The sequence below is a fragment of the Aureimonas flava genome (assembly GCF_003583935.1).
Lineage (GTDB): Bacteria > Pseudomonadota > Alphaproteobacteria > Rhizobiales > Rhizobiaceae > Aureimonas > Aureimonas flava.
Genome location: NZ_QYRN01000001.1, coordinates 178098 through 200664, shown reverse-complemented (window position 1 = coordinate 200664; position 22567 = coordinate 178098). Strand labels below are relative to the sequence as shown.

The 22567-nt window shown below is 69.7% G+C and carries 20 protein-coding genes; 4 read left to right on the top strand and 16 right to left on the bottom strand.

What is annotated here, in order from left to right:
- From D3218_RS00995 to purD, 3 genes are all read right to left on the bottom strand, one after another.
- Window positions 1-1284, bottom strand: a complete 1284-nt coding sequence (locus D3218_RS00995; RefSeq protein ID WP_119538033.1) for an acetyl-CoA C-acetyltransferase — start codon at window positions 1282-1284, stop codon at window positions 1-3.
- Window positions 1281-3557, bottom strand: a complete 2277-nt coding sequence (locus tag D3218_RS00990; RefSeq protein WP_119538032.1) for an acyl-CoA dehydrogenase — start codon at window positions 3555-3557, stop codon at window positions 1281-1283. The genes D3218_RS00995 and D3218_RS00990 overlap by 4 nt, the downstream gene beginning before the upstream one ends.
- 104 nt (window positions 3558-3661) lie before the next feature.
- Complete coding sequence (gene purD / locus D3218_RS00985; RefSeq protein WP_119538454.1) at window positions 3662-4915, bottom strand: phosphoribosylamine--glycine ligase; 1254 nt, start codon at window positions 4913-4915, stop codon at window positions 3662-3664.
- A 138-nt stretch (window positions 4916-5053) separates the two neighbouring features.
- Between purD and ubiA the strand changes: the two genes are divergently transcribed.
- Window positions 5054-6055, top strand: a complete 1002-nt coding sequence (gene ubiA, locus D3218_RS00980; RefSeq protein WP_119538031.1) for a 4-hydroxybenzoate octaprenyltransferase — start codon at window positions 5054-5056, stop codon at window positions 6053-6055.
- Window positions 6056-6058: 3 nt separating this feature from the next.
- Here the strand turns inward: ubiA and D3218_RS00975 are convergent, their stop codons facing one another.
- The 6 genes from D3218_RS00975 to ypfJ all read right to left on the bottom strand — a co-directional run bounded on the left by D3218_RS00975 (window position 6059) and on the right by ypfJ (window position 14258).
- The gene (locus tag D3218_RS00975; protein WP_119538030.1) at window positions 6059-6634 is read right to left on the bottom strand and encodes a DUF6101 family protein; all 576 of its coding nucleotides are present in this window, start codon (window positions 6632-6634) and stop codon (window positions 6059-6061) included.
- 175 nt (window positions 6635-6809) lie between these two features.
- Complete coding sequence (locus D3218_RS00970; RefSeq protein ID WP_119538029.1) at window positions 6810-8240, bottom strand: FAD-binding oxidoreductase; 1431 nt, start codon at window positions 8238-8240, stop codon at window positions 6810-6812.
- A gap of 37 nt (window positions 8241-8277) precedes the next feature.
- Window positions 8278-9237, bottom strand: coding sequence for an L-threonylcarbamoyladenylate synthase (locus D3218_RS00965; protein ID WP_119538028.1), 960 nt, complete (start codon window positions 9235-9237; stop codon window positions 8278-8280).
- 108 nt (window positions 9238-9345) lie between these two features.
- Window positions 9346-10794: a glycoside hydrolase family 25 protein gene (locus D3218_RS20295; protein ID WP_119538027.1), complete on the bottom strand. Its 1449-nt coding sequence runs from the start codon at window positions 10792-10794 to the stop codon at window positions 9346-9348.
- A 363-nt stretch (window positions 10795-11157) separates the two neighbouring features.
- On the bottom strand, window positions 11158-13281 hold the full coding sequence (glyS, locus tag D3218_RS00955) for a glycine--tRNA ligase subunit beta (protein WP_119538026.1): 2124 nt from the start codon (window positions 13279-13281) through the stop codon (window positions 11158-11160).
- Window positions 13282-13373: 92 nt separating this feature from the next.
- Complete coding sequence (gene ypfJ, locus D3218_RS00950) at window positions 13374-14258, bottom strand: KPN_02809 family neutral zinc metallopeptidase (protein WP_119538025.1); 885 nt, start codon at window positions 14256-14258, stop codon at window positions 13374-13376.
- Between the two features lie 149 nt (window positions 14259-14407).
- Between ypfJ and D3218_RS00945 the strand changes: the two genes are divergently transcribed.
- Window positions 14408-14818, top strand: coding sequence for a DUF4112 domain-containing protein (locus tag D3218_RS00945; RefSeq protein WP_119538024.1), 411 nt, complete (start codon window positions 14408-14410; stop codon window positions 14816-14818).
- Window positions 14819-14822: 4 nt separating this feature from the next.
- On the opposite strand, the gene D3218_RS00940 is transcribed toward D3218_RS00945, so the two are convergent.
- The 3 genes from D3218_RS00940 to D3218_RS00930 all read right to left on the bottom strand — a co-directional run bounded on the left by D3218_RS00940 (window position 14823) and on the right by D3218_RS00930 (window position 18339).
- A complete protein-coding gene (locus D3218_RS00940; RefSeq protein WP_119538023.1) occupies window positions 14823-16043 on the bottom strand; it encodes an alanine racemase in 1221 nt (406 codons plus the stop codon).
- 374 nt (window positions 16044-16417) lie between these two features.
- Window positions 16418-17320: a methylenetetrahydrofolate reductase [NAD(P)H] gene (metF, locus tag D3218_RS00935; RefSeq protein ID WP_119538022.1), complete on the bottom strand. Its 903-nt coding sequence runs from the start codon at window positions 17318-17320 to the stop codon at window positions 16418-16420.
- Window positions 17321-17331: 11 nt separating this feature from the next.
- Window positions 17332-18339 carry an ArsR/SmtB family transcription factor gene (locus D3218_RS00930; RefSeq protein ID WP_119538021.1) on the bottom strand — a complete coding sequence of 336 codons (1008 nt, stop codon included), beginning with the start codon at window positions 18337-18339 and terminating at the stop codon, window positions 17332-17334.
- Between the two features lie 92 nt (window positions 18340-18431).
- Here D3218_RS00930 and D3218_RS00925 point away from each other — a divergent pair, with 92 nt between their 5' ends.
- Together D3218_RS00925 and D3218_RS00920 are read left to right on the top strand one after the other, a co-directional pair.
- Window positions 18432-18920 carry an SAM-dependent methyltransferase gene (locus D3218_RS00925; protein ID WP_119538453.1) on the top strand — a complete coding sequence of 163 codons (489 nt, stop codon included), beginning with the start codon at window positions 18432-18434 and terminating at the stop codon, window positions 18918-18920.
- Window positions 18921-19292, top strand: a complete 372-nt coding sequence (locus D3218_RS00920) for a DUF2293 domain-containing protein (RefSeq protein ID WP_119538020.1) — start codon at window positions 18921-18923, stop codon at window positions 19290-19292. It abuts the gene before it with no gap.
- A 7-nt stretch (window positions 19293-19299) separates the two neighbouring features.
- Here the strand turns inward: D3218_RS00920 and D3218_RS00915 are convergent, their stop codons facing one another.
- The 4 genes from D3218_RS00915 to D3218_RS20210 all read right to left on the bottom strand — a co-directional run bounded on the left by D3218_RS00915 (window position 19300) and on the right by D3218_RS20210 (window position 22479).
- Window positions 19300-19890 (bottom strand): MOSC domain-containing protein, encoded by a 591-nt coding sequence (locus D3218_RS00915; RefSeq protein WP_119538019.1) that lies wholly within the window; start codon window positions 19888-19890, stop codon window positions 19300-19302.
- Complete coding sequence (locus D3218_RS00910; protein WP_119538018.1) at window positions 19890-20534, bottom strand: DedA family protein; 645 nt, start codon at window positions 20532-20534, stop codon at window positions 19890-19892. Before D3218_RS00910 ends, D3218_RS00915 begins: the two co-directional genes overlap by 1 nt.
- 96 nt (window positions 20535-20630) lie before the next feature.
- Window positions 20631-21023, bottom strand: a complete 393-nt coding sequence (locus tag D3218_RS00905; RefSeq protein ID WP_245414866.1) for a response regulator — start codon at window positions 21021-21023, stop codon at window positions 20631-20633.
- The gene (locus tag D3218_RS20210; protein WP_168990377.1) at window positions 21010-22479 is read right to left on the bottom strand and encodes a PAS domain-containing protein; all 1470 of its coding nucleotides are present in this window, start codon (window positions 22477-22479) and stop codon (window positions 21010-21012) included. The genes D3218_RS00905 and D3218_RS20210 overlap by 14 nt, the downstream gene beginning before the upstream one ends.
- Between the last annotated feature and the right edge of the window lie 88 nt (window positions 22480-22567).

Here is a 22567-nt window from a genome sequence, read left to right as displayed (position 1 = left end):
TCATGCGGCCTCCAGAAGCAGGGCGCCGCCCTGGCCGCCGCCGACGCACTGGCTGGCGATGCCGTAGCGGACGCCCCGCCCTTTCATGGCGTTGGCGAGATGCAGCGTGATTCGGTTGCCGGAGGTTCCGACCGGATGGCCGAGCGCGATCGCCCCGCCGTCGACGTTGAGGCGGTCGGGCGCGATGTCGCCCGCCGCCCCGTCCAGGCCCAGCACCTCGCGGCCGACCCGCTCGTCGCCGAGCGCCCGGACGCAGGCGAGAACCTGCGCGGCGAAGGCCTCGTTGATCTCGAACAGGCCGATATCGCCCAAGGCGAGCTTGTTGCGCTTGAGAAGGGCCGCGATCGACACCACCGGACCAAGTCCCATGATGGAGGGATCCAGCGCCGCCCAGCGGCAGTCCACGATCCGGGCCAGCGGCTCGAGCCTGTGGCGCTTCACGGCCTCGGCCGAGGCAAGGATCGTCCAGCTCGCGCCGTCGGTGATCTGCGAGGAGTTGCCCGCCGTGACGTTGCCATAGGGCCGCTCGAACACGGGCTTCAGGCCGCCGAGCGAGCGGGCGGTGGAGTCGGGGCGCACGCCGTCGTCGCGCTCGAACACCGTGCCGTCGCGCGCGAAGGCGGGCACCAGCTCGCCTGTCAGCCGTCCCTCCGCCTGCGCGGCCGCGAGCCGGCGATGGCTCTCGGCGGCGTATTCGTCCGCCTCGCGCCGGGTGACGCCGAAGAGATGTCCGACCTTCTCGGCGGTCTGGCCCATGTTGAGCTCGGTGATGGGGTCGGTCAGCCCGCGTGCCAGGCCGATCACCGGCTTCAGGAAACCGGGCTTGAGGCCGGACAGAGCCCGAAGCCTCGCGCCCGTCGAGCGGGCGCTGTTGAGCCGGGCGAACCACTGCACGGCGGCGTCGCTCAGCACCAGTGGCGAATGGCTCAGCGCCTCCGCCCCGCCGGCCAGCGCGATCTCGGAGCGCCCGTCCGCGACGGCGCGCATCGCGTCGTCGATCGCCAGCATCCCCGAGCCGCAGTTGATCTGGACCGTGTGGGCCGGCACCGTGTCCGGCAGACCGAGACGCAGCGCGGCGACACGCGCCGGGTTCATCTCGTCGGCGATCACGTTGACGCAGCCGAGCACCACGAGATCGATCAGGGCCGGGTCGAAGCCCTGACGCATCAGGAGCGGGCGCCCGCACTGGACGGCGAGGTCCACCGGCGTGAACGGTCCCGGCTTGCCGCGAGCCTTGATGAAGGGCGTACGAGCACCGTCGACGAGGTAGACGGAACGGCTCATTCGGCGGCCTCCGCGCGGGCGTCGCCATCGCCGCCGTTCGCGGCGGTCCGGCGATGCTGGCTCGCGATCGGCGAGACCATCTCCATCGGAAAACTGTCCACCGCGATGGCGCGTTGAACCGCGGCCTCGGCCTCGGCAAGCTGTTCCACCTCGGCCGCGGTCACGACGCCGCGTTCCAGCGCCGCCTGCGGGTCGCGGAGCTTCGCCTCGCGCATCCGCTTGGCGATGGGGGCCACCTCGGTGACCTTCGCGAGCGCCCGCTCCAGGACGGCGATCGGATGGTCGGGCCGGCCTTCGCCGAGATAGAGGTCCGGCGTCAGCCGGTCGCGCTGCGAGGACGGCCGCATCAGGATCTCGGCCACCTCCGTCACCAGTTCGTCGGCCGGCGGGCGCAGCGGCACGCCGAGCGGGAAGGCGACGATGCGCGCGCCCATCGCCGCCCAGCGCGACGGCAGGTTGGCGAACACGCCGGAGAAGGCCAGGCCCATACGGTTGAGCCCGCGCTGCATCACGAACTCCACGATCGGCCTGTCCATCTCGGGCCGTCCCTCGGTCTCGAAACGCTTCAAGGTCGCGCCGAGGAGATAGAGTTCCGACAGGATGTCGCCGAGGCGCGCCGAGATCATCTCCCGCCGCTTCAGACTGCCGCCGAGCGTCAGCAGCGCGAGGTCCGCCAGGGTCGAGAAGGTCGCGGCATAGCGCGAGAGCTGGCGCCAATGGCTGGTGAAGGCCGCCCCGCGCGGCGCCGGTGCGGCAAGGCCGCCGGTCCAGCCGAAAAGGAAGGTGCGCAGGAGATTGGTGGTGGAATGCCCGACATGCTTCCAGAAGTGCCGGTCGAACTCCGCCAGCCCTTCCTCTCGGTCCGGGTTCGACAGCGCCCGCATCTCGTCCAGCATGTGCGGATGGGCGCGGATGGCGCCCTGGCCGAAGATCATCAGGTTGCGCGTCAGGATGTTGGCGCCCTCGACCGTGATGCCGATGGGGACCGAACGGTGCGAGGGCCCGATCGGATTGGCCGGTCCGTCGATGATCGCCTTGCCGCCCATGACGTCCATCGCATGCGCCACGGACTTTCGCATGAGCTCGGTGGCGTTGGACTTCATGATGGCGGACACGACCGACGGGCGGTGCCCCTCGTCCAGCGCCGCGACGGTGAGGCGGCGCGCGGCGTCCACCTGGTAGGCATTGGCAGCCAGTTCCGCCAAAGGCTCCTGGATGCCCTCGAACATGCCGATCGGAAGACCGAACTGGCTGCGCACGCGGGCATAGGCGCCGGTCATGCGCGCGGTCATCGCGGCGGCGGCGGCGGCCTGCGAGGGCAGCGAGATGCCGCGCCCGGTGGCCAGCGCCTTCATCAGCATGGTCCAGCCCTCGCCGATCTGGGCCTCGCCGCCGAGGATCCAGTCCATGGGGATGAACACGCCCTCGCCGAACAGCGGGCCGTTCTGGAAGAAGGTGAACTGCGGGATATGGCGGTCGCCGTGCCGAACGCCGGGCGTCGCGGTCGGGATCAGCGCCACGGTGATGCCGAGTTCCTCGCCCCGGCCGAGGTGGTTCTCGGGATCGAAGAGCTTGAACGCGAGGCCCATCACCGTCGCGACCGGCGCCAGGGTGATGTACCGCTTGGCGAAGTCGAGGCGGATGCCGAGCACACGCTCCCCCTCGAACTCGCCGTATTCCACCACGCCACGATCGGTCATGGCCGCGGCGTCCGAGCCGGCGCGTTCGGACGTCAGGCCGAAGCAGGGGATCTCGCGCCCGTCGGCGAGCCGCGGCAGCCAGTGGTCGCGCTGGGCCTGCGTGCCGAAATGCAGCATCAGCTCGCCCGGCCCCAGCGAATTGGGCACCATCACCGTGACGCCCACCGCGACGCTGGCGGAGGAAACCTTGCGCACCACCTCGGAATGGGCGGTGTTGGAAAAGCCGAGGCCGCCGTATTCCTTCGGGATGATCATCCCGAAGAACTTCTCGCGCTTCAGGAAGTCCCACATCTCCGGCGGAAGGTCGCGGTCCTCCCAGACGATCTTCCATTCGTCGATCATCGAGCAGAGCTCGACCACCGGGCCGTCCAGGAAGGCCTGCTCCTCGTCCGTCAGCTTGGCCGGAGGCATGGCGAGCAGGCGGTCCCAGTCGGGCGCGCCGCCGAACAGCTCGCCGTCCCACCACACGGTGCCCGCGTCGATCGCCTTGCTCTCCGTGTCCGAGATCGGCGGCATCGCCGTCTTGGCCCACCGGAAGATGGGGCGGGTCAACCTGTCCTTGCGAAACGACATGGCTCTCCTCCCATGGGTTCGTCGGTCGCGCGCTCGAGGCGCAGTGTGGTCAGATATGGCCGCGGCGGCGCTTTGCCACGCCGCTCACGCAAGTGTCGGTGCGCTCAGCCCGCCGCGCGGTGCGCGATGTCGCGCCGGCAGAAGCCCTCGGGCCAGTCGATCCGGTCCACCAGCCCATAGGCGCGGGCGATGGCGCCCTTCACGTCGGCGTCGCGAGCGGTGGCGTTGAGCACCCGGCCGCCGTTGGCGACCAGCACGCCGTCCCGCATCGCCGTGCCGGCATGGAACACGATCTCGCCCTCGCCGCCCTCGGGCAGCGTGCCGATCCGGGTGCCCTTGGTCACCGTGCCCGGATAACCTTGCGCCGCCAGCACGACGGTCACGGCCGGATCGTCCGACCAGCGGGGCTCGACGCCCACGAGCGAGCCCGTGGCCGCCGTCAGCAGGATGGGCAGGAGGTCGCTCTCCAGGCGCATCATCAGCACCTGCGCTTCCGGGTCGCCGAACCGGACGTTGTACTCGATGAGCTTGGGCCCTTCCGCGGTCAGCATGAGGCCGGCATAGAGCACGCCGCGAAACGGCGCGCCGAGCTCGCGCATGCCGGCGAGGGTCGGGCGGACGATCTCGCGCATGGCGCGCTCGGTGACCTCGGGCGTCATCAGGCCGGACGGCGAGTAGGCGCCCATGCCGCCGGTGTTCGGGCCCCGGTCGCCATCGTAGGCGCGCTTGTGGTCCTCCGCCGTGCCGAACGCCAGCGCCGTGTCGCCGTCGCACAGGCAGAACAGCGACGCCTCGGGCCCGGTCATGCACTCCTCGATCACCACCTCGACGCCGGTCTCCCCGCCCGAGAAGCAATCGTCCACCGCGCGCTGGGCTTCCTCGACGCTCGCCGCAACGGTCACCCCCTTGCCGGCCGCGAGCCCGTCGGCCTTGACCACGATGGGCGCGCCCTCGGCGGCCACATGGGCCTTGGCCTCGCCGGCATCGGAGAAGCGCCGGTAGCGGGCCGTGGGAATGCCCATGCGGGCGCACAGATCCTTGGTGAATCCCTTGGAGCCTTCGAGCCGCGCGGCGGCCGCGCTCGGTCCGAACACGGCCAAGCCCGCCTCGCGCAGCGCGTCGGCCAGCCCCGCCACGAGCGGAACCTCGGCGCCGACCACCACCAGGGCGATCGCGCGATCGCGGCAGAAACGGACCACCGCCGCATGATCGGCCGGATCGAGGTCCACCAGATCCGCGACCTCGGCGATGCCCGGGTTGCCGGGAGCGGCGAACAGGCGGCCGAGCTCGGGCGACTGGCGAAGCTTCCAGGCCAGGGCGTGCTCGCGTCCGCCGGAGCCGATCAAAAGAACGTCGATAGCCATCTGGATGCCGGGTCCCGTGCGCAGGTGTGGGCGATGGGGCGGCGATAGAGGCTCCGGCTGCGGGGGGCAAGTCATTTGCCCGAGTGCCTTCGGGGCTTGACGCGGCGGGCGGCGAAGGGCTTTTCCATCGAAATGCGATCGCAGGATGATTCAAGGGGCCTGCCGGCCGACCGGGTGGCGGACGCCCCGTCCGACAACTGGGTCTATCGTGCCCTGCCACGGGCGCTGTGGCCCTATGCGCAGCTCGCGCGCTGGGACCGGCCGATCGGCTGGCAGCTTCTCCTGTGGCCGTGCTGGTGGTCGGCGGCGCTGGCGCCGCAATGGGCCGCCCCGTCCGCCGTGCATACCGGACTGCCGGACCTCTGGGACCTGATCCTGTTCCTGATCGGCTCCATCGCGATGCGCGGCGCGGGCTGCACCTACAACGACCTCGTGGACCAGGACATCGACGCCAAGATCGCCCGCACGCGTTCGCGCCCCCTGCCCTCCGGCCGGGTCTCGCCCGCGCGGGCCAAGGGCTTCCTCGTGGCGCAGGCGTTGGTCGGGCTGCTGGTGCTCGTCCAGTTCAACCCGTTCGCGATCCTCCTGGGGATCGGCTCGCTGGCCGTGGTGGCCATCTATCCGTTCCTGAAGCGGGTGACGGACTGGCCGCAGCTCGGCCTCGGCTTCGCCTTCTCGTGGGGCGCCCTGATGGGATGGGCGGCCTTCTGGGGCACGCTGACGGTGAGCCCGCTGCTTCTCTACGCCGGCGCGGTGCTCTGGACGGTCGGCTACGACACGATCTACGCGCACCAGGACCGCGAGGACGACGCCCTGGTCGGTGTGCGTTCCACCGCGCGCCTGTTCGGCCGGCGCACCAAGACTGCGCTGGTGCTGCTCTACGGCGGCGCCATCGTGCTCTTCGCGCTCGCCTATCGCGTGGCCGGCAGCGGGAGCGCCGGCCCGTCGTGGCCGGCCTATGCCGGCCTGCTGCTCGGCGCGGTGCAGATGTCCTGGCAGATCCGCAGCCTCGACATCGACGACGCCGACGACTGCCTCAAGCTGTTCAAGTCGAACGCCCTGTTCGGCTGGATCATCTTCCTCGGGCTGGTCTTCTCCAGCCTTTGGATGCTGTCCTTCCCGCGCCTCTACTGATCCTCAGTCGCGGGCGATGATCTCCTGGCCCTGCACCATCAGGCGCAGGCCGAGACCGCCCGGCTTGCGGCGGGCGAGGAAGCGCGGGCGGCGACCGCGATGGGCGCTGGCACGACGCTCGATCGGATCGTTGCGGCGGACCTGCCCGAGCGTATCCTCGAGCGCGGTGACGCTGCCGTCGGCCTCGACCATCAGCATGGGCAGCCGGTAGAGTTCCGACCAGCCGCGCCAGTCGGCCGCCACGTCGTAGAGGTCGGAGGCCACCAGCAGCGGCACCGACATGGTCGGGTCCTCGTGGTGCAGCTCCAGGGTCACCGTGATCTCGCCTTCGCCGTTCTCCATGGCGCGGGCTGCGACGCCCCGGAAGGAGCGGGCCGCGAGCGCGATGGAGACCGGAAGGCCACTCTTCTCGAGCGTCCGGCGGATGACGGCGCCCCGACGGTCGATCCGGTAGGAGACGACCTCGCCGTCCTGGACCAGCTCGAAGCTCTGCTTGCGGTCGGCAAGCGAGGGATCGAGCCGGATCGGCATGGTCGCCCACTCGGGCTTGGCCGGGTTCTGATGGTGAACAACGCTCATGTCGCGTCCTCGTCTGTCGATCGGAAGGCTCGGAGAGTTCTTCCATGCTCGGTCGATGTATCCCGACCTTTGATGCTTGCAGACTACCGGGCGCGCGTTGCCCTCCCGCTAAGAAGTTGAGTTAAGTGAACCTGACCAAGATCAGGGTATCCAAATCGTGATTTTGAAGAGATCTTTAAACGACTTTTCCGGGATTCAGAATCCCGAAAGGATCGAAGAGGTTCTTGATGCCGCGCATCAGCTCCATCTCGACCGCGGGCTTGGTGCGCGCCAGCTCGTCGCGCTTGAGCTGACCGATCCCGTGCTCGGCCGCGAAACTGCCGCCGAGCTCGGCGACGATGCCGTGCACCAGTGCGTTGATCTCGCCCCAGCGCGCCAGGAAGGCGTCCCGGTCGGCGCCGACGGGCTGCGACAGATTGTAGTGGATGTTGCCGTCGCCCAGGTGCCCGAAGGAGACGACGCGCACGCCGGGTATGGCCGCGCGCACCGCCGCGTCGGCGCGACGGAGGAACTCGGGTACCAGCGCCACCGGCACGGAGACGTCGTGCTTGATCGAGCCGCCCTCCGGCTTCTGCGCCCAGCTCATCTCCTCGCGCATGCGCCAGAACAACGCGGCGTCGGCGCCCGAGCGGGCCACGGTCGCATCCTCGATCTCGCCCGCCTCCAGGGCGCCCGCGAGAACGGTTTCCATCGCCGCCGCCGCATCCTCCGACGACCGGTTCGAGGACACTTCGACGAGCACGTACCAGGCATGCGGCGAGGCGAGCGGGTCGCGTGCGCCGCGCGTGTGCTTCAGCGTGAACTCCATGGCGAGGCGCGGCATGATCTCGAAGGCCGTGAGCTGGTTTCCGGCCGCTCCCTGCGCGCGCGCCAGGAGCTGGAGCATCGCCTCCGGCGTAGAGAGCCCGGCATAGGCGACCTCGCGCCCGCGGGGCTTGGGAAACAGGCGCAGTACCGCGCCGGTGATGACGCCGAGCGTGCCCTCGGACCCGATCAGGAGCTGGCGCAGGTCGTAGCCTCGATTGTCCTTCTTCAAGCGGCGAAGGCCGTGGAAGAGTTCGCCCGACGCCAGCACCGCCTCGATCCCGAGGCAGAGCTCGCGGCTGTTGCCGTAGGCGATCACGCCCGTGCCGCCGGCGTTGGAGGCGAGGTTGCCGCCGATCTGGCAGGAACCTTCCGAGCCGAGCGACAGGGGGAACAGAAGCCCCGCCTCGTCGGCCGCCTCCTGCACCCGCTGCAGTACGACACCCGCGTCCACCGTGATCGTCTGCCCTGCCGGATCGATCTCGCGGATCCGGTCGAGACGCGAGAGCGACAGCACGATCTCGGCCTCCGAGCGGGGCATCTGTCCGCCGACATGGCCGGTGTTGCCGCCCTGCGGCACGACGGGCGTGCGCGTCTCGGACGCCAGCCGGAGGATGGCCGAAACCTCGTCCACGCTGCCGGGCCGCAGCACCAGACGCGAGCGGCCGGGAAACAGGTCGCGGGTTTCCCGTAGGAAGGGCGCGAGGTCGCCGGGTTCCGTCAGGGCCTGGCCAGGCGTGACGAGAGCGGCGAACCGGTCGCGGAGGGCATCGGAAAGGGCGGTGTCGATCGGCTGGGTCATGGGCGAGGTGTAGGCCCCTGCCAGCGCGCCGTCGAGATCAGCGGTCGGCCGCCGCGCGAGCCAGTCGGTCGTTGATCGCCTCGCCCAGCCCCTCGGCCGGGATCGGCGCCACCGCGATGCGGTCTATGTCGGGCGCGTCGAAGGCGCTGAGCGCCGCGAACAGCCGGCTCGCCGCTTCGCGCAGGTCGCCCGTTTCACTGAGTTGATACACCGCCCGCGCCCGCGTTTCGTCGGCCAGCGGACCGAAAGCGATGTAGTGCTCGTCCGGCTCGGGCTCGGCGACGGCGAGGCGCACGCGGCCGTGCGGCGCGTAGTGCGAACGCATCTGGCCCGGTGCCACGATGGCGGCGCCGTCGTGGCGGCGAACCGCAAGGCCCGTCGCGGCTTCGATCTCCGCCGCCGTGACCGAGCCCGGACGAAGCAGCAGGACATGGTCGGCGCACGGCTGGACGATGGTGGATTCGATGCCGTGCGTCGCCGCGCCGCCGTCGGCCACCGCTTCGATGCGGCCGCCCAGTGTGCGCAGGACGTGCGCGGCCGTGGTCGGGCTGACGCGGCCCGAACGGTTGGCGCTCGGCGCGGCCACGGGGCGGCCGAGATGGGCGAGCACGCGCGCCATGCCCCCTTGCGGCGAACGCAGCGCCACGGTCGGCAGACCGGCGGTGACCAGCGGATGGAGCGGCGCGTCGGGGCGCAGCGGCAGAACCAGTGTGAGCGGCCCCGGCCAGAACCGCTCGATCAGCCGCGCCGCGAGCGGGTCGACCTCGGCATATCGCTCGGCCATGGCGCGGCCGGTGACGTGCGCGATCAGCGGATTGAAGCGTGGCCGGCCCTTGGCCTCGAAGATTCGGGCGACGGCCTTGCCGTCGGCGGCATCCCCCGCGAGGCCGTAGACCGTCTCCGTCGGCACGGCGACGAGTTCGCCGCGCGCCAACCGCTCGGCCACATCGCGTTCGGCCGCCTCGTCGGCGAGCCTGATGGTCTGCGTCTCGATCATGCCGCCTGTCTAGAGGCTGGACCGCCGGGCGGGAAGCGCACCCGCACCATCTTCGCGCAAGGTGGCAGGCGAAGAATCAGGGTGCGAGATCACCAAGGGTGGCAGGCGTCAGCGCGTGGTGCGAAACGCGGCCGCGACGCGACGCTCGGACGCCGAGAAGCTGGACAGGAGCGTCCAGCCGCCGCGCGGCGCCATCAGGTCGGCGCGCTCTTCCGGCGCCTCGCTCTCGACGGGCTTGTCGCCCGGCACGCCGTCCATCGCCGCCTCGGCCGCCTTCATCATCTCCAGGATGCGGGACTTGAGTTCCGTACCCTTGACCGGAGAGCCCGGCGCGGCCGGCGCTGCGGCGGCAGGGTCGCCGCCCTGCGTCTCGTCGCTGAGGATCTCGCGCACCGCCTGCATCTCCTGGCGGAGCTGTCCGATCGTGCCGATCAGCTGTCCGGCAGGGGCCGAAGCGGCCGGCCGGTCGGCGGGCGGCAGGGGGTCGGTCTTCGGTCCCTGCGTGATGGCCGAGAGGACCGGCGCCGGATGGGCGGACACACGCTTTTCCTCGAGCGCGGTCTCGGTCAACAGTTTGAGCGGATCGATGCCGGCGTGCGCCGCGGGCCCGTAGGCAGCCGCGAGCGTTCCCGGAACGGCCTCGCCCTTCGCCTCGGCCTGGCCGGGCTTGACCAGCGCCGCCACGTCCTTGCCGATCTCGGCCACGGCTTCGCGCGCTTCGTTGCCGAGCTTGGCGATCAGCGCGCCCGCGTCGGGCACCGGCTGCGGCTCCGGCGCCACGAGGCCGTCGAACGGCCAGGCCTTATGGAGGTCCTCGACGTTCATCGAGGCGACGTTGACGTCGATGTCGTCCTTCGCGCCCGCCACGCGGTAGGGGCAGGTGCGCTTGTTGCAGTTGTGCATGGAGGAGAACTGCCAGAGGGCGTACTTGTCCCAATAGCCCTCCGGGAAGACGCCGGTCAGGTCGTCGCGGTAGCGCGCGTACCAGAGCTGGAGGCGCGACAGGAGCGGATAGGTTTCCCGGTTCTGTGCGATGTAGGCGGCCGTCGAGCCGTTGGTGTAGAGAACCGGATAGCGGTCCAGGCGGATCTTGATCTGGCGCGCGAACTCCTCGGCCTCGGCCAGCGACATCCACTGCGTCGGGTCGTTGTCCTCGATGTCGAGGGCAATCAGCTCGTCCGGCTCGGGCTTGGCGAAGTCGATGAAGTGGTCGGCCTGCTCGCGCGGGTTGCCGGGACGGCCGAGATGGTAGGCGCCCCACTTGAGGCCGAGCGTCTTCGCCATCTCGCGGCGGGTCATGTAGAGTTCCTGCGTGACGGAATACTTCCACCACCGGTTCTTGCAGAGCTTCTCGTCGTCGCCCGACAGGCCGCTGCAGCTCCAGGCGGGAGGAAGCCCGTCCGACGCCTTGTTGATGAAGGCGCCGATGCGCTTGTCGCTCGTCAACTGCTTCCAGTTGATCGGGTTGAATTCGTACGCGTCGATCACGAGAGCCCGGGTCTCGTCGCGCCAGGGACGGTCCCAGTCGGCCATCGCAGGGCCGAGGCCCGCGATCATCGATCCTGCTGCAATGGCGCAAACCCAGCGCATGGCAACCGCACAGGCGGCGCGCATTCTCGGCATTCGGGCGTCCCCTCGTCGGGCGCGCGCGTCGACGAGGGACGCGCGGGCGAGATCAGGTCAGTCGAAACGAAGCCAAGCCGATGCGGCAGGCCCCACCCCTCCGTGAGAAGACCGAGCACCCTCGGGCAAGCTCGATCGCGGCGATCTATCGTCCGCCTTTTCGGCGGGTTGCAGGCGACGCGATCACAAATTATTTCACAAACCCGGCATCGGATCGGGTCGCCGCCCGATGATCCTGCCGCGCAAGGCTTGTGCTGGCCTGTGCGCGAATCAGCCGAATTGGAAGTCGCCCAACCTTCACCCGGCGACGCGGGACAGATCGGCCAGTCGGCCGGCGGCGGAACGGATGCGCGACAGCAGGGCGAGGCGGTTGGCACGGACGGCCTCGTCCTCGGCATTGACCAGCACCTTCTCGAAGAAGGCGTCGGCCGGCTGCCTCAGACGGGCGAGCGCCGCGGTGGCGCGCGTATAATCCTCCGCGCGCATGGCCGCGTCGAGATCGGTTTCGGCCTGGCCGATCGCGGCCAGAAGGGCCCGCTCTTCCTCTTCGCGGAACAGTGCGGGGTCGACCGAAGCCGCCACCGGCGTCCCCTTCTTCTCCTCTGCCGCGAGGATGTTGGCGGCGCGCCGATAGGCGGCCAGGAGATTGACGCCGTCATCGGTCTCCAGGAGGCGGCCGAGCTCGGCCACGCGCCGGGACACGTCGAGAAGGTCGTCCTTCCCCTCGCCCGCGCCGCCCAGCACCGCGTCCACCAAGTCGTGACGCGCGCCCTGCTCGCGAAGCTGCACCTTCAACCGGTCGTGGAAGAACGACAGGAGATCGCCCGAGGTCAGCAGCGATCCGAGGCGCAGCCGCAACTCGTTGTCGAGCACGATGCGGATCACGCCCAGCGCGGCGCGGCGCAGCGCATAGGGGTCCTTGGAGCCCGTCGGCTTCTCGTCGATCGCCCAGAAGCCCACCAGCGTGTCGAGCTTGTCGGCGAGCGCAACCGCGATGGCCACCGGCTCGGCGGGCACCGTGTCGCCCGGCCCCTGCGGCTTGTAGTGATCCGCCAGCGCGCGCTGCACGGCATCGGGCTCGCCCTGAAGGGCTGCGTATTTCTGGCCCATCAGGCCCTGGAGCTCGGGAAACTCGCCTACCGCCTCGGTGGTGAGGTCCGCCTTGGCCAGCACAGCCGCGCGCCGGGCAGCGGCCGGCTCGGCGCCGACCATGGGTGCCAGCACCTCGGCGAGGTCGGCGATGCGGCGGACGCGCTCCCCTTGCGTGCCGAGCTTGGCGTGGAAGGTCACGCCCAGGGCATCGAGCTTGGCCATACGCTGATCGAGCGGCTTCGACAGATCGAGGCCGAAGCGCCCGGCAGGCGCCTGCAGCGCGTCGAGATCGGGCAGCGCGGCCTGGTCCGTGTTCCAGAAGTAGAGCGCGTCCGACAGGCGGGCGCGCACCACCTTGCCGTTGCCGCGAGCGATCTCGGCGCCGTGGTCGGCCGCTTCGATGTTGGCGATCATCAGGAAGCGGTTCGACAGGCCGTCCGCCCCCCGCCGCCGCGTGACGAAGCACTTTTGGTTGGTGCGGATGGTGAGCTGGATCATCTCCGGCGGGATTTCGAGAAACGCCTCCTCGAACTCCCCGACCAGCACGACCGGCCATTCCACGAGGCCCGACACCTCCTCCAGCAGCCCCTCGTCGGCGACGACCTCCAGCCCTTGGGCGAAGGCGAGATTGTCGGCATCGGTGCGGATGATCTCCTTGCGCCGCTCGGCGTCCAGCACCACGAACGCCTTCTCGAGCTGGCGCGCGTAGTCTTCGAAGCGGCGGACCTTGAACTCCTCCGGGGCATGGAAGCGATGGCCGGCTGTGCGGTCGCCCGAGCGGATGCCGGCCACCTCGAAGTCGATCACCGCGGTCTCGCCGTTTTCCGGGCCGAACACGCACAGGATCGATTGGAGCGGGCGAACCCAGCGCAGCGAGCCCGGCTCGCGCGACGCGGCACCCCAGCGCATGGACTTGGGCCACGGAAAGTCGCGGATGATGCCGGGCATGGCCTCGGCCACGATCTCCTCGGCCGGCCGGCCTGGCCGCTCGATCACCGCGACGAAGAACTCGCCCTTCTTGCCGTCGCTGCGCCGCTCCGCCTGATCGATCGAGGCGAGCCCCGCCCCCTTGAGGAAGCCCTCGATCGCCCGTTCTGGCGCGTCCGTTCGCGGGCCCTTGCGCTCCTCGCGCGTGTCCTTGGAGCGTGCGTCGAGACCGCGGATGTCGAGCGCGATGCGGCGCGGCGTCCAGTATTCGCGCGCGCCCTCGTAGGTCAGGCCCGCCGCGACCAGCGCGTCCGTCACCGCCTTCTTCAGGTCGCCCGCCGCCTTGCGCTGCATGCGCGCGGGAATCTCTTCGGAACGAAGCTCGAGAAGAAGGTCGGGCATGGGCTGTCACACGTCGCGGCTGGATGCAGTCGCGCGGGACACACCATGCCGCCGGCCGGATTGCAAGCGCCGGCCGGCCTTTCCGTCCCGGCTCAGAGCCGTCCCTGGAACGTGTCGCACTGCTCCATGCTGCCCGACGTGAGGCCCCTGCGGAACCACTCGACGCGCTGGGCCGAGGTGCCGTGGGTGAAGCTGTCTGGCACCACCGTTCCCTGGCTGCGCTCCTGCAGCGTGTCGTCGCCGATCTGGCTGGCGGCGTTGAGCGCCTCCTCCACGTCGCCGTCCTCCACGAAGCCCGCCTGCTGGGTGTCGTGCGCCCAGATGCCGGCATAGCAGTCGGCCTGGAGTTCGACGCGAACGGAGATGGCGTTGGCGTCGGCCTCCGAGGACTGCTGGCGAAGCTGCGTGGTCTTGCCCAGCGTGCCGAGGAGGTTCTGGACATGGTGCCCGACCTCGTGGGCGACCACGTAGGCCTGCGCGAAGTCGCCGGGCGCGTTGAGCTGGCCCTGGAGCTGCCGGAAGAAGGTCAGGTCGAGGTAGAGCTTCTGGTCGTTCGGGCAGTAGAACGGCCCCGAGGCGGACGTGGCGTTGCCGCAGGCGGAACTCACCTGCCGGTCGAACAGGACCAGGGTCGGCTCGCGGTAGGTGCTGCCCATCTGCGAGAAGCGTGCGTTCCAGACGTCCTCGGTGTCCGCGAGCACTACGGCGACGAAGTTGTCGGTCTCGTCGGCGGTGCCGGAGACGCCCGGCCCCTGGCGCGACGCGGTCTGCGTGGTGCCCGAGCCGTCGTCCATTCCGATCACCGACAGCGGATTGATGCCGAAGCCGATCCAGAGGATCGCCAGGATCACGAGGAGGCCGATGCCGCCGCCACCGCCCGCGCGGATCGGAATACGCATCCCGCCGCCACCGAAACCGCCGCCGCTGCCCCGCCGGTCCTCGATGTTGCTGCTTTCCCGCCGACCGCGCCATTCCATGGCCGCTCTCCTGCCCGTTGTCCCTTGTGGCGGAACATAGGAGGGGGCCCGCGCAGGGGAATAACGAAAGCGTGCTCGCAACGGGGTGCACCGCGCACCACATGCAAGGGGAAACGTCGCACGACGCCGCGACGGGAGGTCGAAACGCCATGCCTGCCTTTGCCGACACCGGTACGATCTGGATCGAGGACCGCGAGCGCCGCATCGCGCGCTTGAATGCGCTGGCGCGCCTGATGGACACGGCGATCCGGGTGCCCGGCACCGACATCCGCTTCGGCGCGGATGCGCTGATCGGGCTCGTGCCGGGCATCGGCGACGCCGGAGGCGCGCTGATCGGGCTGTTCATCGTCAACGAGGCGCGACGCCTCGGCCTGCCCAAGCGCAAGCTCGCGCGCATGATCGGCAATCTCGGCGTCGACGCCATGGTCGGCGCCGTGCCGCTCGCGGGAGACCTGTTCGACGTCTACTTCAAGGCGCACAAGCGCAACATCCAGGTGATCCTCGACCATTTCGACATGGAGCCGTCGGACCTCAAGGACGTGACGCCGAAGCGGCGCTGAGGGTTCAATCCGCCATCGTCTCCAGGCTGGCGAAGCCCTCGGCGCGCTCGCCCGCGTCGAAGGGCGTCGTCACCTCCACGAACGTGTCGGGATAGAACCCGTTGAAGCGCGTGCGCAGCGACAGCGAGTAGGCGCCGATATGGCCGATCTCGATCCAGTCGCCCGTGTCCACGGTCTCGGGCAACCAGAAGGGGCGCGAGAGGATATCCACCGAATCGCAGGTCGCGCCACAGACGCGGAAGGCGCTGATGGTCTCGGCGTTGCCGGTACGGGCGGTCCGGGCGGGGTCGGGAATGAAGCGGGCGGGCAGCGTGATCTTGCCGGTCCAGGAGTCGGAGAGCGACGCCCAGATGCCGTCGTTGATGTAGAGCCGCCGGCCCTTGCGCAGGAGCACGCGCACGATCAGCGAAAAGGCCCGGGCCACCACGACCCGCCCCGGCTCCGCCACGAGCGGCATGTCCGAGAAGCCCCATTCGGCGATGTCGGCGCGCAGCCGCGTCATGATCTCGCCGAGCCCCGGCATCTCGCGCTTCCTGCGGCGCGGGTCGTGGCCGTATTCGGCGGGGAAGCCACCGCCGACGTCGAGCCCCGCGAGCGGCACGTCCGCGCGGTTGCGCACCCAGTCTGCCGAAGCCAGGGCGCGCTCGTAGGTCTCGGGATCCTCGATCTGCGAGCCGACATGGAAGCAGAGGCCGACCTTGAAGCCGATCCGATGACACCGCTGGAGGAGTTCCACCGCATGGGCCGGTGCCGCGCCGAACTTCTTGGAAAGCTCGTAGGCCGCATGCCCCTTGGTCTGGAGCCGGATGAAGAGCGTGATGCCGCCGGGATCGAGGTCCAGCGCGCGCACGATGCGCAGGATCTTGGCGATCTCGTCCTCGTGGTCGAGCGCCAGGACGCGGATGCCGTAGCGCTCCAGCGCAAGGCGGATATCGGACTGCGCCTTGATCGGGTGCATGTAGAGCATCTCGGCGTCCGGCGCGACGGCGCGCACCGCCTCGAACTCGCCAGGCGAGGCCACGTCGAAGGTCTTCACGCCGGCCCGGCTCAGCGTCTCCAGGACGAGCGGCTCGCCGTTGGTCTTCACCGCGTAGGCCGTCTCCCCCGGGAAGGCCTCCATGAACTGGCGCGCATCCGCCTTGAGCACCTCCGGCCGGAAGCAATAGACCGGAACGTCGGGGCGCAGGGCCAGCGCGGCATCCTTGGCGGTTTCGAATCGCTGCAATGGGATCTCCGTAGCCGTAGGCTGCGGGAGATAGGCCGCCTGCATGTCAGGAGGAAGACCGTCGGCACCCCGACAAGCCCTCGTTTTTTCCAAGCCGTATGACGGGCGGGAGACAATTTTGCTACGCGGCCCTCCGCACCGGGCAACGAAACGGCTTTCACGAAGTTGAAGGTTTGATTAACATCCGTAACAACACGTGAGCGGGAGGCTGGATTTGGGTATCACACGGTCGGTGAACTTCCTCATGATCTGCGCGGCCTTCGTCTTCATCGCCGCCATGGTGACGGGCCTGATCTCCTGACCGAAGCATCGCGGCCCCATCGCGACAGAGAAAAGGCCGGGTCTCGCGACCTGGCCTTTTTCGTTCCCGTCCGTCAGGCCGCCGCCTCTTCGCGAACCGGCGCGTTCTCGCGCAGCCCGAGGATGTGACAGATCGAATAGACGAGGTCCGCGCGGTTCATCGTGTAGAAGTGGAAATCCGACACGCCCCGGTCCACGAGATCCAGCACCTGCTCGGCGCAGACCGCCGCCGCCACGTGGCTGCGGGTCTGGGCGTCGTTCTCCAGCCCCTCGAACCGCTCTGCGAGCCACAGCGGGATGGACGTGCCGGTCGCGGCGGAGAAGCGGGCGACCTTGGAGAAATCGTGGATCGGCACGATGCCCGGTACGATGGGCACGTAGATGCCGGCGCGCCGCGCGCGCTCGACATAGCGCTCGTAGAGGTCGTTGTCGAAGAAGAACTGGGTGATCGCGCGGGTCGCGCCATTGTCGACCTTGCGCTTCAGAAGGTCGATGTCCGTTGCGAAATCCGGGCTTTCCGGATGCTTCTCGGGGTAGGCAGAGACGGAGATCTCGATCTCCGGATCGATCGCCTTGATGCCGGCCGTCAGCTCGGCTCCGTTCCGGTAGCCCTCGGCGTGAGGCACGTAGGCGCTGCCCGCCCCGCCCTGCCCGTCGCCCCGCAGCGCCACGAAGTGCCTGACACCCGTCGCCCGATACTGGCGCACCACGTCGTCCACCTCGGCGCGGCTGGCGTCGACGCAGGTCAGGTGTGCCGCCGGGTCGAGATCGGTCTCCTGGAGGATGCGCTCCACCGTGTGATGCGTGCGCTCGCGCGTCGAGCCGCCGGCCCCGTAGGTGACGGACACGAAGGACGGACGCAGCGGCGCGAGACGCTGGATCGCCGCCCAGAGCGAATCCTCCATGGCAGGGGTCTTCGGCGGAAAGAACTCGAACGACACCTCGATGCGAGGGCGCGTGTCGCGGCGTTGGATCATGGGGTCCTCCTTCAGGAGACGAGCGGGGCGGATGCGGCATCCGCGGAATCTATCGGGGCGGCGGGCGGGCGGCGGCCGACGATCACCGTAACCGTGAGCCCGTTCGCCTCGCCGTCGAGCGGCGGCAGGATGTCGAGGCTCTCCACATCGAGGCCGGCCCCGCGCATCAGCTGGCGCAGCGAGGCCTCGCTGAAGCCGAGGCGCAGATGCGCGTGTTCGGCCCGCAGGAACTCCAGCGAATGGGGCGCGAAGTCGACCACCGCCAGACGGCCGCCGGGCCGCAGCGCGTCGGCGCATTCGCGCACCGCCGCGGCCGGGTCGTCCAGATAGTGGAGGACCTGATGCAGCGTCACGAGGTCGAAGCCCCCGCGCGGGGTCGGCAGACGGTAGACGTCGCCCTGGCGCACGGTGGACCGCGTGATGCCCGCCGCGTCCAGCTTGGCGCGCGCGATCGCCAGCATCTCGCGCGAGGCGTCGATGCCGATCGCGCGATCGCAGACGGGCGCCAGCAGTTCCAGCATCCGGCCCGTGCCGGTTCCCACGTCCAGATGCGCGTCGAAGCGGCCGGCCGGCGCCAATGCGGCGAGGAGCGCGCGCTCGACCTCCGCATCGGGGACATGAAGCGAGCGGAGGCGATCCCACTGCGCGGCGTTACGGGCGAAGTAGCTTGCGGCGCGCTTGGCCCGCTCCCGGCGCACTTGCGCGAGGCGTTCCGCGTCGCGCGCCAGCGCGCCGTCCCCGTCGCCGAGGCTGGCCTTCAGGGCCTGAACGAGACGCCCCGCCAACGGCTCGGCGGACAGACGGAAATACGCCCACGCCCCCTCCTGGTGCCGCTCCACGATGCCGCCCTCGACCAGGAGCTTCAGATGCCGGGAGATGCGGGGTTGCGACTGGCCGAGGATCGCGGTCAAATCCGAAACCGTGAGGTCCTGATCCGAAACGAGCAGAACCAGCCGGAACCTCGTCGGTTCAGCCAGGGCCTTCAGCATTTCCACGGCCGCGTCGAACGAGGCTTGCATACGATGCCCCTTCCCGAAGCGCGAACGACATAAAGATATGTTTATATGTGTTTTGGACGGGTCGCAAGGGCGTCCGCAACGCGGCGGGGTCGATGAGCGTGGCTGACGGCGCGCGGCCGGGCGAAGTGCGGCTCGCGACGGACCCCGCGTCGATCCACGACGCCACGCTCGCCTTCGTGGGGCGGATCCTCTCGCCCTGGACCGATCGCGGCGACTGCCCCCGCAACATGCGGGAAGCGCGCGAGCGCGGACGCGAGGCGGCCGTCGAGATCGGCGAGCCGTATCGCCCCGCCCTGTCGGGCCTAGCGCCGGGTGGCTTCGCGCACCTCCTGTCGTGGCTGCAAGGCAGCCGCCGAGACCTGGCGCTGCAGATGCCGCGCCACGCCGATCGGCCGACCGGCACCTTCGCGCTCCGTTCGCCGGTGCGCCCCAACCCGATCGGCCTCCATCTCGTGCGCATCCTGGCGATCGACACGGCATCCGGCGTCCTGCGGATCGATGCGATCGACGCGCTGGACGGGACCCCGCTTCTCGACATCAAACCCTATCTGCCGAGCGTCGACCGGCCGCCGGAGACCTGATTGCCCACCGAGCGCCAGAAATCCATCGCGCGGCAACTGACGTTGCTGATCCCGCGCGCGCCCTTCATCGACGCCGAGGCGATCCGCGCCGCGGCGGGCGCGCGGCACATGCGAGACCTGCCGACTGCCAGCGCCCTGTGGCTCGCGACGCTGGCGCATGTGCGCCACCAGCACACCGAATACGACGCACTGCGCGACGAGGGCTACGAGCGCGACGAGGCCCTGTTCTTCGTGCTGGACGAGATCAACGCGGTGCTGGACGGCTGGGGCGCGACCCGGCGGCTGACCTCGGAGCCGGACGCGGACGACGAGCGCGAGCTGCCGGAAGCGCGCCTTTCGCCCGCGCGGCGCCCCCGGCCCGACGCTGACTGAGGCGCCGTCAGGCGAAGATCCATTGTTCCGGCAGGCGCAATTCGACCCGCTCGCCCGCGACGACCCGACCGGGCTTCTCGACCCAGGCGACGAGGCCCCTGCGGTGCGTGGCATGGCGCACGAAGGCGCGCTCGACGTCCGGACGCTCCGGGACGTGGCGCGCGATCGCCCTTCCGGAGGCGCGGCAGGGAGCGTTGTCGCCGTCCAGCTTCAGCGTCGCCCCGCCCTCGAAGAACAGAAGCGTGCGTGGTGGGAGCCAGCTCAGCCGATCGACGCCGCAAAGCGTCATGTTGGCGCCGATCCATTCCGGCTCCAAGCGCGGAATGGCGAGGTCGCGCGCGAGGGCGGCGAGCTCGTCGCGCGACAGGATGGAGATCTGCCGCTCGTTGCGGATGCGCGTGCCGCGCGGATACCAGGGTTCGCGCCCGCCCGTGCGCCGCGTCGGCCCGCCGTGGCGGTCCCCCTCGAGCCCGTCGAAGGTGAGGTCCAGGGCCTCGACGGCGCGGGTCTCGAAGTCCGAGCCCGCCCCGGCGAACAGGCCGTCGACCCGCGCCTCCAGCGTGCGTGCGGGGACCCGCTCCGGCGCCTCGCCGTCCATCAGCGGCCGGTGTCGTCGCCGGCCTTCAGGTCGATCGGACGGCGCCGATGGGACGGTTTGAAGGTGACGACACGGTAGAGATAGACGAGCACGACGATGACGATCACCGCGTTGGACACGGGGCCGACATACTGGTCCACCAACTCGTACTGCTGGGCCAGCAGGTATCCCGCGAGCGCCAGACCCGTGGTCCAGATCAGGGTGCCGATCGCCGAGAACAGGAGAAACGTCGGCATAGGCATGCGCGCGAGCCCGGCCGGCACGGAGATCAGCGTGCGCACGGTCGGGATCAGGCGCCCGAACAGCACCGCGAGCAGGCCGTACTTGCGAAACCAACGGTCGGCCGATTCCACGTCCTCGGCCGTCATGGTCATCCAGCGGCCGAAGCGATCCGCGAGGCGGATGATGCGCTCCTCGCCGAACCAGAGGCCGAGATAGTACCAGGGAAGGATGCCGAGGATGGAGCCGATCGTTCCGGCGATCACGACGGCCAGGAACGAGTGATCGCCCGCCGCCGCCTGGTAGCCCGCGAGCGGCATGATGATCTCGGACGGGATCGGCGGGAAGATATTCTCCAGGAACATCAGGAAGGCGATGCCGGCGACGCCGTAGTCCTGCATCAGGGTCTGAACGAACGTATCCATCGGCGATTCGGCCTTCTGCGAGCGGACGGCGAAAGGGTTCGGCGATGCGGTAGCACGGCGCGCAAGCCGACGGAACGCGTCGCGGTCGGCGGAGTGCTAGCCGGCCATCGTCCCGGCGCGCGCCTCCAGGATGGCGGCGGCGATCTGGTCAGGAGTGTAGGGCTTCTGGACCACCGGACGGTCGAGCCATTGCCCTTCGAGCCCCGCACGCCCGTATCCCGTCGCGAACAGGAACGGCACGCCCGCCTCGTGCAGACGCTCTGCGACCGGAAAGACCTTCTCGCCGGCAATGTTGACGTCGAGGATCGCGACGTCGATCGCCTCGCCCCGATCCAGCATCTCCATCGCGCGCCGCACGCGCATGGCGAGGCCGACGAGGACGCAGCCGAGTTCCTCGAGCATGTCCTCGAGCTGCATGGCGACCAGGCTTTCGTCCTCCACCGCGAAGACGCGCAGGCCGGCGGGAAGACTGCGATCAGGCAAGGGCAAGGTGCGGTATTTCCTCGATCTCGATGGCGGGCAGCTCGATGGTCCAGACCAGCCCCGTCTCGCCGGCATCGGCCTGGAGGCGCCCTTCCAGCTCCCCGGTGACGATCCGCTCGAGCATGCGCATGCCGAACCCGGCCTGGATGGAGACCGGCTCGGGGCTCGTCCACGCCTCGCGCCATTCAAGGACCACGGCGTCCGCGCGGCGCCGCCACTCCACCGCGAGACGGCCGCCCTCGGCGCTCAGAGCGCCGTATTTCAGCGTGTTCGACGCCAGTTCGTGGAAGATCATCGCCATGGCGATCGCCGCCTTGGAGTTCAGCCGCACCGGCATGCCCGACACGGCGACCCGGTCGAGGTCGAGCGCGCGAAGCTCGGCGAGGAGGACGGTTTCGAGATCCGCCGACTCCCAGTGCCGTTCGCTCAGGAGGTTGTGCGCGTTGGACAGGGCGACGATCCGGGCCTCGAAGGTGCGCCGGGCCTCCTCCCTGTCCCGGTCGGCACGGAAGCTCGGCCGGGCCAGCGACTGGATCGTGGACAGCGTGTTCTTCACCCGGTGGTTCAGCTCGTCGATCAGCAGCCGCTGGCGATGATGCGCGCGCACGCTGTCGGTCCGGTCGTAGCCCTGCACGAAGACCCCCTCCACCTGCCCGGCGTCGTCGCGCACGGGGTGGAACGATACGTCCAGGAAGAGCTCGCGAAGGCCGCCGTCCGGGCAGCTGGCTAGAACCCGCAATCCGCTGCCCTCGAACGCTTCGCCGCTGGCATAGACGCGATCCAGCATCTCCAGGAGGCCCTTCGCTTCCGCATCGGGGAAGACCTCCCGCGTCGGCAGGCCGCGAAGCTCACGGTCGCCCGCCAGCGCGCGATAGGCTCGGTTGGCGAAGGTGAAGACGTGGTCGGGCCCACGCAGAAGCGCGACGAGGCCCGGCGCCTGCTCGAAAAGGTGCCGAAAACGGTCGAGCTGGCCGCGCGAGGTGCGATAGGCGGCCTCGATCTCGCGCGTCCGCTGGAGCAGCGCCATCTCCTCCAAGGGTACGGAGGCCGAACTGCCCGCCGCGGTGCGCAACCGGACAAGCTCGGTGATGTCCACCGTGTTCTGAAGGGCGAAGATCACCTGCCCCTGCTCGTCGCAGAGCGGGGAATGGACGGCCGACCAGTACCGCTTCTCGAAGCCGTCCGCCGGGTCGGCCGAAAGCGGGATCGCATATTCGATGAAGGCGAGAGTGTCGGCGCGCCCGCTCTCGAAGACGCGCCGGATCGAACTCTCGAGGCGAGCGCGCTCGGGTCCCTCGCTCGGAAAGCAATCGAACATGCGACGGCCCACGAGTTCGTCCCGGGTCCGTCCGGTAACGCCTTCATAGGCGGGGTTAACGGCCACGAACGCCAAGTCGCGGTCGACGATCATGTGGGGGCTGGGAAGCGCGTCGAACAGTTGATGGAAACTCAGTCTGTTCATGTGAAGCGTCTCGCAGCGGCGCCGTTGCCAACCCCATCCCGCCGCGACGTCGCGGATCGGGATCCGAAGCACCTCCCCAGATAGGGAG